11 protein-coding genes are annotated in these 12692 nt (G+C 40.1%); 8 read left to right on the top strand and 3 right to left on the bottom strand.

Annotation, left to right across the window (positions count from 1 at the left end; all coding sequences use genetic code 11):
* Positions 1-144: 144 nt before the first annotated feature.
* A complete protein-coding gene (locus ACLHK8_RS08190) occupies positions 145-825 on the bottom strand; it encodes a VIT1/CCC1 transporter family protein (RefSeq protein WP_057772726.1) in 681 nt (226 codons plus the stop codon).
* A 14-nt stretch (positions 826-839) separates the two neighbouring features.
* Positions 840-1535, bottom strand: coding sequence for a VIT1/CCC1 transporter family protein (locus tag ACLHK8_RS08185; protein ID WP_082854889.1), 696 nt, complete (start codon positions 1533-1535; stop codon positions 840-842).
* A 154-nt stretch (positions 1536-1689) separates the two neighbouring features.
* Here ACLHK8_RS08185 and ACLHK8_RS08180 point away from each other — a divergent pair, with 154 nt between their 5' ends.
* The 8 genes from ACLHK8_RS08180 to ACLHK8_RS08145 all read left to right on the top strand — a co-directional run bounded on the left by ACLHK8_RS08180 (position 1690) and on the right by ACLHK8_RS08145 (position 11965).
* Positions 1690-2760, top strand: a complete 1071-nt coding sequence (locus ACLHK8_RS08180) for an Mbeg1-like protein (protein ID WP_057772722.1) — start codon at positions 1690-1692, stop codon at positions 2758-2760.
* A gap of 31 nt (positions 2761-2791) precedes the next feature.
* Positions 2792-3367: a sugar O-acetyltransferase gene (locus ACLHK8_RS08175; RefSeq protein WP_057772720.1), complete on the top strand. Its 576-nt coding sequence runs from the start codon at positions 2792-2794 to the stop codon at positions 3365-3367.
* Between the two features lie 303 nt (positions 3368-3670).
* Complete coding sequence (locus ACLHK8_RS08170; RefSeq protein ID WP_082623241.1) at positions 3671-5284, top strand: BCCT family transporter; 1614 nt, start codon at positions 3671-3673, stop codon at positions 5282-5284.
* A 117-nt stretch (positions 5285-5401) separates the two neighbouring features.
* A complete protein-coding gene (locus tag ACLHK8_RS08165) occupies positions 5402-6658 on the top strand; it encodes a PTS transporter subunit EIIC (RefSeq protein ID WP_057772718.1) in 1257 nt (418 codons plus the stop codon).
* Positions 6651-7502, top strand: coding sequence for an alpha/beta hydrolase (locus tag ACLHK8_RS08160; protein ID WP_434520293.1), 852 nt, complete (start codon positions 6651-6653; stop codon positions 7500-7502). Before ACLHK8_RS08165 ends, ACLHK8_RS08160 begins: the two co-directional genes overlap by 8 nt.
* Before the next feature lie 174 nt (positions 7503-7676).
* Positions 7677-10409 (top strand): cation-translocating P-type ATPase, encoded by a 2733-nt coding sequence (locus ACLHK8_RS08155; RefSeq protein ID WP_434520493.1) that lies wholly within the window; start codon positions 7677-7679, stop codon positions 10407-10409.
* Positions 10410-10533: 124 nt separating this feature from the next.
* Positions 10534-11373 carry an aldo/keto reductase gene (locus tag ACLHK8_RS08150; protein ID WP_057772714.1) on the top strand — a complete coding sequence of 280 codons (840 nt, stop codon included), beginning with the start codon at positions 10534-10536 and terminating at the stop codon, positions 11371-11373.
* A 37-nt stretch (positions 11374-11410) separates the two neighbouring features.
* Positions 11411-11965 (top strand): YiiX/YebB-like N1pC/P60 family cysteine hydrolase, encoded by a 555-nt coding sequence (locus ACLHK8_RS08145; RefSeq protein WP_063698487.1) that lies wholly within the window; start codon positions 11411-11413, stop codon positions 11963-11965.
* Between the two features lie 188 nt (positions 11966-12153).
* Here the strand turns inward: ACLHK8_RS08145 and ACLHK8_RS08140 are convergent, their stop codons facing one another.
* The gene (locus ACLHK8_RS08140; protein WP_057772710.1) at positions 12154-12678 is read right to left on the bottom strand and encodes a GNAT family N-acetyltransferase; all 525 of its coding nucleotides are present in this window, start codon (positions 12676-12678) and stop codon (positions 12154-12156) included.
* Positions 12679-12692 lie beyond the last annotated feature (14 nt).

Here is a 12692-nt window from a genome sequence, read left to right as displayed (position 1 = left end):
ATTCCCCCTTTTCAAGTTCATTATAGATCAATAGCAGGTATTGTAAATATATTTTTTAGGATTCCCTAAAATAAATAAACGGTTATATAATAAAAAAGATAGCAATCGTTAAACGATCGTTATCCCTTCCAACCTGCTTCATTATCAAAAAAGTTTACCCACGTAGTAATGAATGAACATCGTGATAATCCCAACAATAATATTTCGGATCATGGCCTTCTTTGGAATACCATTTCCTAGCCTTGCACTTAAATATCCTGTTAAAGATACTGCTAACAAAACTGCGATGATCGTCGCAGCTAACTGATAGCCTGCTGGGGCAAATGTCATTGCAACTAAAGGAAAGATACCACCAGATGCCGCTGAAATTAGTGAGGCGACGGCAGCTTGCCATGGATTCAAATAGTTATCGAGATCCAGATTATATTTAATACTTACCACTGTAGATAGTGCCTGATCTTTTTTTGTCAATAACTCATCCGCAATTGCTTTGGCAGTATCCACATGAACCCCCTTCACCTCATAAAATCTTGCGACGCGATCCTTTTCGTCCTCAGGTTGCGTTTCCAAAATTAAGCGCTCTTGTCCAACTACCGATTTTTCAGTATCTCTTTGCGAACTGACTGATGCATATTCCCCCGCGGACATGGAAAAAGCGCACGCCAATAAATCTGACAAACCCGCTATAAAAATTGTGAATGAATTTGTTGTTGCAGCAGCCACACTAAACAAGACGCCTACAACAGTTAAAATTCCATCATTTGCCCCAAGAACTCCCGCACGTAGGGTGTTTAACCAGTTATCCATATTTTTTCGTTTTTTCATTGTTTATCCCCCCGTCACGCAAATAAACTACCAATCAGATAAGTCACAATCATTGTGATTAATCCGGAAATAACATTTCGTATCACACTCTTGTAACGAATCGCTTTTCCAAGCATTGCCGCAAGATAACCTGTTATGGCAAGTGCAATTACAACTGCACACACAGTCAGTATGATTTTATAATCGGTCGGGATAAATGTGATCGCCAGTAAAGGAAGTAATGAACCTGTCGGAAAAGCGATCATCGAAGCTAACGCTGCATAGTATGGATTAGTATAATTATGGATATCGATGCCGTATTTTTCCCGGACAACCGTGGTCAAACTATCTTTTTCCATCATCTCTTCTGTGGCTTTTTGTGCTAAGGTCTCGGATACGTTTGCATTCATAATTTTTTGTTTTACAAACGCAAATTCCTCTGCTCGATGCTTTTCTAGCGCTTCTTTCTCTAATTGAACCGTATGCTGCTGAGAATCTCGCTGGGTATTCACAGAAACATATTCACCCATCGCCATTGACACGGTGCCAGCGATCATCCCTGCAATTCCTGAAATAAAAATCGAAAAACTATTTGTTGTAGCACCAGCCACTCCAATGACAATCCCAGCAACAGATAAAATCCCATCATTGGCCCCCATAACACTGGCTCGCATGACGTTAATTTTCTGTGTTAATGAATACGATCTTGCTCTTTTTTTGCCGTTTACCATCATATAAAAGCTCCCTCTCATTTAGAATGGTGCTAACAAAGCCACTTTTATAATACTATTTCTTTTTAAAAATGCAAAATTGACTCGCTTACGTTTCGATGGTATTTTTTAAGTTGACTATTAGATTAAATGATTAGTGACGGAGAAATTAAAAATGCCTGAAATATTAGATTATTTAGATAATTACAACCGACCAATAACTTCTAAATTAAATATTGCGGATCAAATGATCTTTGCTCGATTACCCTTTTTGCCTTTAGCGGGCATTGTTTCTGAAGATCTAACCAATCAAATCTCTTTGCCAACAGCGATGAGATTAATAGAAAAAAGTTTATCAACTGTTTCAAAATATTTATTGCTGCCCAACGATCGTGTTTTAATCAAAAAGTTGGCCACTTCTTTCCGCTACCAAAATGTCATGCTTTCAGGATTCAGGGATCTTCATGAAAATGATTTAAGAACCCAATGTGCAGCTCTTTTAGTCCAGACGGAGCCTCACCAAAAAGTGATTAGTTATCGCGGTGCTGATGGCACGTCTTTAGGTTGGAAGTCAGATTTAAAAATCACTTACGATTTCGAAGAAAAATCCTGGCAAACTTTCTCACTAACTTATTTAGACCAGGTGCTTGGCAGTTCCAATGATGCCCTTCAACTGATCGGCTTCTCCAAAGGCGGAACAATGGCAATTTGGGCGGCAATAATGGCGGCCAAAGAAATTCAATCTCATATCCAGCAAGTTGTGAATTTCGATGGCCCACAATTTTCATCAGCCCCTAAAATTGCGGATTCATTAGCCATCGACTTTCATACCTATCTTCCGCAACTTCCATTTTTTGGCATTGGTTCTTCTTACCCTAGTTTGCCTAAAATTGTATTTAGCTCAGCCAGTGGAATTTGGCAACACGATTTATATAGCTGGCGTCTTCAAGATGATGCCCCGTTGGTGTTGGGGACAGCTTCAGTAATGAACTCTTTTTTAAATACTGATTTGCGCACTTGGCTACACAATCAAAAGCCCGAAGATGTAAATCAATTTGTCGAAATCTTCTGGAAAAGTCTAAATGACACACAAGCAATCACGGTTAATGATTTAATTAAGCATTGGCAACAGGTTACCAAAAATTTTCAGATCGCTAGTCAGTCTTGGAATTTAGAAGCCAAAGAAATGGGACAAAAAGCCTTGCAGGCAGCGTTTCGAATCATTGTGTCCTTTACGCGCTTTTAACAAATCTTTGTAAACGTGGTATGGTTAGAATATGAAAACTGAAAGAGAAAAAATGACCGCTGGTGAATCCTACAAAGAGTTCGATCCTGAGTTAATTGCCCGTCGCAAGCTAATTCGGCAAGAACTTCAAGAGATTAACCAGATTACTGACAATGAAAACAGAAATCATCGTTTTCAGAAACTTCTTGCAACCACCGGTGACAATTTCTTCGTGGAAAGTGATTTTAAATTCGATTATGGATTCAACATTCATATCGGCGACCACTTCTATGGTAATTATGACATCACGATGTTAGACACTTGCCCGATCACGATTGGCAGTTATTGCTACTTTGGGCCCAATGTTGGCTTATATACGCCAGTTCATCCACTAGATGCAAAACGGCGCAACGCAGATGTTGAGATGGGCGCACCAATTACGATTGGTGATAGCGTCTGGATGGGCGGCCGAGTGACTGTCTTGCCTGGCGTAACCATTGGTGATCGGGTGGTTGTTGGTGCTGGATCCGTTGTCACCAAATCTATCCCAGACGATGTTGTCGTCGTGGGTAACCCTGCTCGCATCATTCATCATCTTGATGCAAATGGAGACGTTATTAAAAATTAAATTCAATCAATGAAAAAAGAGCGAATTCATTAATATTTGTAAAGCCCAAAACACTGTGCAGATATCCTCGATGGATAATTGTATGTTGTTTTTTTGTTTGTTCTAAGATTGAATTCTTCACACATTTCCTTATTCTTATTAAAACCTTTTTTTGGAAGCATGGCTTATGAAAACTGATCGCGTCTAACGCAGGATATCCTTCCCGTTGCGTGATTAGCTCACAAGATTTAATTGCTCCCCCAACACTTATTTATTAGGAGGATTATTATTTTACACCACAGTAATATAGATAAAACCGTTTTTATTCCCACCGTTAGTCTCTTCGCCCTCGTTTCGCTTGGACTCATTCTTGGCGGATCTCATTTACGAGTTGCCCTTAGCAACTTAATGAATGGTATCACCGCTCACATGAGTTGGGCCTACCTCGGCATTTACATCATTAACTTCGTTTTCTTCATGTTTTTGGCTTTTAGCCACTTTGGAAAAATTAAACTCGGTCACGCCAACGACAAACCCGAATACAGCAGTTTTCAATGGGGGAGCATGGTCTTTGCCACTGCCATTGATGCCAGCATTCTCATGCTCAGTATGGTTGACCCACTCCGTTATGTTCAAAGTCCCATCTTTGGTGCTAAACCATATTCTGCTGCTGCTTACAGCAATGCCCATATGCTTGGCCAGTTTAACTGGGGGCCAATGGCTTGGATGATGTTTGCTTCGGCAACTGTCGCCATTGCATATGTGATGTATGTCCGTAATGTCCGTGTTATGCGTATCAGTTCTGCCATTTCCTTTTTGAAGGGCCCAGAACGTTACAAGAAAATCATTCGCCAAATCATTGATTTCTTAGTTGTATTTGGAATCATGGGTGGGATTGGTTCTTCTGTTGGGATGGAAATCCCTGTTCTGTCAAAAATCATCAATCAAATCACTGGTGTTCCTGACACCTTATTCTTAAAACTATTTATGTTTTTGATCTTATTCATCATTTTTGCAGTCACCGTCTTTCACGGAATTAAGGGTGGAATTGATCGATTAAGTGCCGCTCATATTTGGACCGCGATTGGATTTCTTCTTATCGTGTTATTTATCGGCCCAACTTTAACGATCTTCCGTGATGAAGGTAACAGTTTGCGTTTAATGGTCACCAAATTCATTACCATGAGTACAGGTACTACCACCACTGGTACTACTGATATTGTGAAAAATGAAACAATCTTCTATTGGGGCTGGTGGCTATCTTACATGCCCGTTATGGGATTATTTATCGCCCGGATTTCACGTGGTCGTACCATTCGCCAGGTTGTCGTTGGCATGTTAGGGTACGGTGCCCTTGGATGCATGAGTTTCTATGCTATTCTTGGCGGTTACTCCCTTTACTTACAGCAAACCGGTGTCATCGATTTAATTCACATTTTAAATACCCAAGGTCAAGCAGCTGCAATCGCTGCGATTCTCAGTACTTTGCCTCTCAAAATGTTAATGCTAATTATTTACAGCATTTCTTGCTTTATCTTTTTGGCCACCACAATTTCGTCGTCAGCATTCATTGTCTCTTCGTTTACGAGTCGGCATTTGGCACCTGGCGAACAGCCTAGTCAGTTCAACCGTTTGATCTGGGTAATTGTCTTTATTATCTTTTCATTCGGGATTGTCTTTGTCGGTGGTTTTAAAACGGTTCAAGCGATTAGTTCGATTGCAGGCTTCCCGTTGATTATCGTCTGTGCGTTTTTATTGATTTCTATTTGGCAAATGATTCGTCAAGATCAAAAAGTCATTCAGGCCAAGAAAAAGACCGTTTTGTTTATGCCGCATGTCACACCAGAAATTGTGCGTAAACAAAAACGTGTAGAAATTGCCTTAGCAAGCTATCTACGCGAACGACCTCGAGAACAAACTAGTCCAGAACTAAGTTAACCTTAAATTCAAAAAGCTCTAACAAATTGATCACCTTTGGACCAATTTGTTAGAGCTTTTATTTTTCCTTGATTAATGTTGTATAATCAAGGCACATTCACGGGGGAGATTACGACTATGGGGAATCAATTAATTCGTTTTACGCAAAAATTATCTAAACAACAATTTTATCAAGCTATCATCAGTACGCTTCGAATCTTATTACCATTTGAGTTTATTGGAATTGCCTTACATATTATTTACGAAACGGCATTTCATGAAAATGGGATTTTCGAGGCTATTTTTGATCTTCGTTCTAATCTACCTGCATTTAAGCCTCTTGGAATCACCCTAAAAATAACAACAATGCTCATCTTTTTATCAATTGCACTTTCAATCGCTTTTTTAGTAGCTGATCATTTCGTTTCCAGCTCAACGCGGCCCACAACCAGATATTTGGCTGGACTTACAAGTTTAACCATCTACTTTTTGTTGATTGCGGAGACCTCTCCTAGTCTAAATTTGCTGCAAATCTCTGAAAGCTCTGGCAACCTTCTCCTCCCGATTATTGTGGGTTTGATTATTGGTTTTTGCTTTACCAAACTGCAAGCCCATTCACACACGGGCTTTGGAAATAATTGGCCTACCATATTGACGCTGTTTATTTTTATTTTGCTTATTGGGGGCCTAAGCCTCACAGTCCATCAAACACAGTATTACGCATCCTTTTTCTACCAACAAATTTCTACGCTTTTAAATATTGGGGCGCATCCCTCTTTCCTTAAAATATTACTAGCTGTCACGCTCAGAAACTGTGCTCACTTTTTTGGTATCATTAGTGATTTCACAAATACAATTGCAAATCAATTTCCAGATCAAGGAGCTAATTTGGCCTATGTTATCGCCCATCATAACCTCTGGAAAATTCCTTACCCGATCACCTTTCATTCTCTTTATAATTCGTATGGCATGCTTGGTGGGAACGGAATGCTTCTGGCCCTGAACGCCACGCTATTATTTAAAATTAAAAATAAACGCATGCAATTTGCTGCCCGTCTTTCACTAGGCCAAACTTTGTTTGATCAAGGTGGCACTTTACTGTTTGGCATTCCGGTTTTATTTAATCCGATCCTTCTGATTCCATTTTTGCTTGCCCCTTTAATCAGTATGATGCTTGGCTACCTTTTTATTATGACCAAACTTGTTCCCCCAGCCACCTACATCATCCCACATGCCACTCCAGGCATCCTACGCGCGTTTTTAGGAACAAACGGCGACTGGCGAGCGCTTTTACTTAGCCTAGCCTGTCTCGCCATTTCTAGTGCCATTTATTATCCTTTCATAAACCTAATAAATCGAGCAATAAACGAGCAAGGAGATGTCAATCATGGTTAAATGGACAAAAGGGCTGTTTTTCGTTTTTTTGTTTCTGTTAATCGCCATATTGGGCCTCAAATGGACCCAACAAAATATGCGTAATGCCATCCCTGCAAACAATTCACGTGTATCTCCCATCATTTTGGTTCCCGGGAGCAGTGCAACTCAGGAGCGGTTTGACGCAATGGTAAACGAATTAAATCACAATACTGCCAGTGCCAGTAGCCTGTTAAAAGTGACCGTCCATGCAGATAACCATCTGACCTACAGTGGTAGCTTTCGGGCAGGAAAAAACCATCCCTACATTGTGATCGCATTTGCCAATAATAAAGATGGCTATTCAAATATCAAAAAACAAACTAAGTGGTTCCAACATGCCATGGTAATTTTGACAGCCCGTTATCACTTCAATAATTTCTCGGCTATTGGCCATTCTAATGGAGGTTTAGTCCTTACCCGGTATCTCGAAAAATATTTTAACCGGCAAAAATTACGGATCAACACCCTAATGACGATTGCTTCTCCTTTTAACTTTTCGGAAACAAATATTGATAAACGCACCCAGATGCTGAGTGATTTAATTCGCGACAAATCAAAAATTCCAACTAATCTGGTGATGTATTCAGTTGCTGGAACCGAAAACTATAACAACGATGGTACGGTACCATTCGCGAGTGTGGAGGCCGGTAAATATATTTATCAAGATCAGGCCAAAAGCTACACACAAATCACGGTCACCGGTGAGGACACCACACATCATGACCTGCCGCAGAATCGAGAAATTGTTAATTTAATTCAACAATATATTCTCCGAAGCCCTACAAAAAAGCCACAACCAGAAGTGAATGTAGCTCCTCAGTAATCAATTATTTTTGCGCTTATCACACATAGATAATCTTTTTGATAAATAGTATACCCTTTTTAGTAATTGGCGTTATACTGTTCTGTTGTAAGGCATATAGCTTTTTAAATTGTACAGAAAGAGGTCAGAACTTTGGATAAGGTAAATCAAAATAGCACAACAAGATACGCATCTATGCATATCAGTGATGTCTATAAATATTTTGACACTAAAGAAACTGGTTTAACTTCTGAACAAGCCGCCGGTTCATTGAAAAAATTTGGACCTAACACAATCCAACGTAGTCAAAAACAATCACAGCTCAAATCATTTCTGAAGAACTTCACAAGTTTGATGGCCATTTTACTTTGGATCAGTGGATTCATTGCCATTTTTGCCAATATGACCGAATTAGGAATTGCGATTTGGGCCGTCAATATCATTAACGGTGTTTTTAGTTTTTGGCAGGAACATCAAGCTCAAAAAGCAACAGATTCCCTCCTGAAAATGTTACCAACTTACGCTCAGGTTTTACGAGATGGTAAGGCCCAACAAATTAACTCAGAAGATCTTGTTCCGGGTGATATCTTCATCATTCAGGCTGGTAACAGTATTTCAGCAGATGCCCGCATTATCAAATCTACTTCACTGCAGGTCGATGAATCAGCCTTGACTGGTGAATCCGTTCTTGTCGGCAAACAGGCTGCCTATTCTCATGGGGTTGGCCGTTTTTCTGAATCCAACTTGGTATTTGCAGGTACCGTTGCTGGTAGTGGAACTGCGACTGCCGTAGCTGTGGCAACTGGAATGCATTCTGAGTTTGGTAAAATTGCCAAACTCACTCAAAGTCAAAAACATCATTCTAGTCCCCTCGAACTAGAACTCAATCATTTAACTAAACAGTTATCATTAATTGCGATCTTGATCGGAACTATTTTTTTCATTGCAGCAATCTTTTTTGTCCATTACCCGGTTGCTAAATCATTTATTTTTGCTTTAGGAATGATTGTAGCATTTATTCCCGAAGGCTTACTGCCAACGGTCACCTTGTCTTTAGCACAAGGTGTGACGAGAATGGCTAAGAAACATGCCTTAGTAAAAGATTTAAACAGTGTCGAAACGCTAGGTGAGACCACCGTAATCTGTTCCGATAAAACGGGAACCTTAACCCAAAACCAAATGACCATTGATCACCTCTGGTTAGCCAGTCACGAATATGCCGTCAGCGGTGAAGGATATGTGAACAACGGCCACATCCAATTAGATAACCAGGATGTTGATGTTGCTACGCAGCCTGATTTACAGATGTTATTACGGGTTTCCGCGTTGAACAACGATACTAAAGTTGTCGCACCTGAAAAAGCGGGCGATAATCCGAAAATTATTGGGACACCAACCGAAGCTGCCCTGATTATCTTGGCAGAAAAAGCGGGATTAAACGTTGAAGAAGAGGCCAAAAAAGTTCCCCGAATTGGTGAATTACCGTTTGATTCGGATCGAAAACGAATGTCTACTTTCCATCAGGTTGATGGGAAAAATACAATTTGTGTCAAAGGCTCCTTAGATGGCATTTTACCAATTAGTGACACAATCCTAGATAATGGGAAACCTCGTCCAATCACCGATGCGGATCGTAAACAAATTAACGATGCAGATAAAAAATACGCGGCTGAAGGTTTACGTTCTTTGGCAATTGCTTATCGAGATGCCAGTGATGACGCCGACTTACCTGAAGATCCAAAAGATTGGACCATTGAAAATGCGGAACAACATTTGACGTTTGTTGGTCTAACTATCATGGAAGATCCACCCCGTCCAGAAATTTTTGAAGCCGTTCGTAAGTGTCATGATGCTAGTATTCGGATCATCATGGTTACTGGTGATAGTGCTTTAACCGCTAAAAGTATTGCCGTTAAAATCGGGATTGCGAGCGATAAAGCACGCGTCATCACTGGTGATGAATTAGCTGCCATGTACAAAGATGAGCTAAAAGAAGCTTTGAAGGGTGAAGTGATTTTTGCCCGAGTAGCCCCAGAACAAAAATATCGGATTGTTTCCACATTACAAAGTCTCGGCGAAATTGTGGCTTCAACTGGGGATGGTGTCAATGATGCCCCTGCCCTTAAGAAAGCTGATATCGGAGTTGCTATGGGGGTTACCGGAACTGACGTTGCTAAAGATGCTGCGGATATGATTTTAACTGATGATAACTTTGCATCGATTGTCGCAGCCATTGAAGAAGGCCGAACTGTTTACAGTAATTTGCAGAAGTTCTTGCTGTACATTCTAAACAGTAATATGCCTGAAGCTGCGCCCTCAATTATTTTCCTATTTACTCGTGGATTAGTTCCTTTACCTTTGACAGTTATGCAAATTTTGACTGTTGATTTAGGTACCGATATGCTTCCTGCATTAGGTTTGGGTGCTGAAAAAAGTGAACCTGGCATTATGAAACAACCACCCCGCGCACGAACAGCTCATTTATTAACTCGTGGCATTATTTTAAAAGCCTTTGCGTGGTATGGGTTAGTCGCATCGATAATTTCAACGTTGGCTTACTTCTTTGTAAACAAGCTCAATGGCTGGCCAAACGTCGCCCTTGCAGCTAGTGGTCACGTTTATCAAGAAGCAACTACCATGACGCTCGCAGCCATTGTCTTCTGCCAAATTGCGGCGGCCATCAACTGCCGAACCAAGCTTTCTTCCGTCTTTAGCATTGGCATTTTCAGTAACCGTCGAATTTGGGGTGGGATTATCTTTGAAATAGTTTTATTGGCCCTTCTCATTTATGTACCATTCCTACAAGGTTTATTCAATACAGCGGCCATTGGCGGAACTGATTGGTTATTATTAATCTGTATTCCAATTCCACTCGTCCTGATTGAAGAATTACGAAAATACTTTTTCCGAAGACGTGTTAAAAACTAAATAGTCAAAACAGCTTCGTATCCAATTTTGGGTATGAAGCTGTTTTTCGATTAAATTCTAATTTTCTTTTTTAACTTTCGTGGTATCGTTAACTTAATTTAAAAATGAAATGGAGCGATATTTAATGACTGCTTTAACTGATACGTTTAAACTCAGAAATGGCGTTAAAATCCCTAAGGTCGGCTTCGGTACCTGGCAAGTTCCTGATGGCGAGGTTGCTTACAATGCTGTAGCTAATGCCTTGAAGGCCGGTTACCGTCATATTGATACTGCTTGGCAATATCAAAACGAAAAGAGTGTGGGGAAGGCCATTCGTGATTCCGGAATTCCTCGTGATCAAATCTTTGTCACCACAAAATTACCTGCAAAAAGCAAAAGTTACGACGATAGTTTAAAGTTTTTTGAAGAAACTATGCAAAATCTTGGCCTAGACTACGTGGATCTTTACTTAATTCATGCGCCATGGCCATGGGAAGAAATGGGCGCAGATTATTCCAAGGAAAACGTCGAAGTTTGGCGGGCCATGGAAAAAATCTATCAATCTGGTCGCGCAAAAGCCATTGGAATTTCTAATTTTAATGTGCAGGATCAAAAAAACATTCTTGAAAATTGTAAAGTAGAACCAATGGTGAATCAGCTTCAGTATTATATTGGGTATACTGAACCACAAAACGTGAAATTTGCGAAAGAAAGCGGCATGTTAGTCGAGGCTTTCTCGCCTCTTGCCACGGGTTATTTGCTGAATAACGACACAGTGTCTGACATTGCCAAGCAAAACGGGGTGACTGTCGCTCAGCTGGCGATTCAATATTGTATCCAGCATGACATTTTGCCGTTACCTAAAGCTGTTAATCCTGCGCACATTAATGAAAATAAGGAACTAGATTTCGTAATTCCAGATACTGATATGGAAACATTGGATAGCTTGGTAGATACCGCACCGGGTGAAGATCATAACGAATAGTTGTGAATCACTGAAATATCAATAAGGAGACCTACCTGTGTTTAAAAATGCCGATCTCTTATTTCTACAGAGTGTGCCAGACGATTTCTTAGAAGCCATTGTGGAAAGTACCACTACTTCAAAAGCGTCTGTTTATGATCATGTTGCTTTAATTGAAGTGACTGCAACTAATGAAATTTTTGTGCTTCATACCCTTCCTGATACTGGCAGTATCCGAGAATCCTATGCTCACTTTAAAACACGTGATTGGGCCCAAATCGATTTATACCGATCCACCAAAGAAATTGATTCTTCGTTAATTATTAACCAAGCAAACCAGCTTCTAGACCAGACTTATAATTCGAGCTATATTCCTGGTGCACCTGGGTATTACTGTGCAGATTTTGTGTTTGAAGCATTTAAACACACCCAAATATTTAGGCTGGTTCCAATGAATTTTATGGATCCAACTCATACAGATATCTTGCCATTCTGGAAAAGTTATTACAGCAAGCTGGGATATCCAGTCCCAAATGGTGAGTTAGGGTTAAATCCTAATGATATGGTTCTACAAAACACAGTACGTAAAATTAAAAGTTTAAATCTAAAATAAAACATCGCCCAGAATAATCTCTGGACGATGTTTTTAATTAGTCATATTCGCAATAGTTGCATCCACTTCAGCCAAAACTTCTGCCCCACAATCTGTGATTTTTCGTTCTAACAGGTCTATTGAATTTAGTTGTTCAGTCATAATGGCGCCTTGCCGTTAACTACCGGACCATTTTCAAGATATTAATTTCAGAATATCTTGTACCATTGTAATGCCACACTGATATTTGGATTGGCCGTATAGAACAAAGTATCAGCACCACCTAATTGCAGGCCTCGCTTTTGGTAAAACTGGCAAGCATTCAAATTATCATCTTGTGCTTCCAATTGCAGCCCGATATAGCCGTTGTCACGGGCCCATTTTTCTGCGGCTGAAAATAGTTGCTGGCCAATGCCTTCATGACGATAGCCTTCTTTAATGGCAATGTTTTCGATATAACAAAATTTATTCCAATTCCGAAACATCCGAATTTGGCCCACGTTTTCACCGTCTAAATAAGCAAAATAAAGTTGCTTCTGGGGATCTGTTAGATACGATGCATCTGGCTTTTCTGCCGGAAATTTAGTTATTTTTGCAGTTTCAAAAGGCGTTTCACTGATTGTCCATTCGCCGTTTTTTAGGGTCGGATTTATGCGTCCTGTCAATTCAAATGGCGTGTTGGAAAGATCCCAGTCATCCATATTTGTTTCGTCTAATTCAACAATTTTAATCATTTATGTACTTCTCC

The sequence above is a fragment of the Pediococcus sp. M21F004 genome (assembly GCF_051122535.1).
GTDB classification, from domain to species: Bacteria; Bacillota; Bacilli; order Lactobacillales; family Lactobacillaceae; genus Pediococcus; species Pediococcus inopinatus.
Note: the sequence above shows the minus strand (reverse complement) of the source record. Positions and strands in the feature narration are given on the sequence as shown.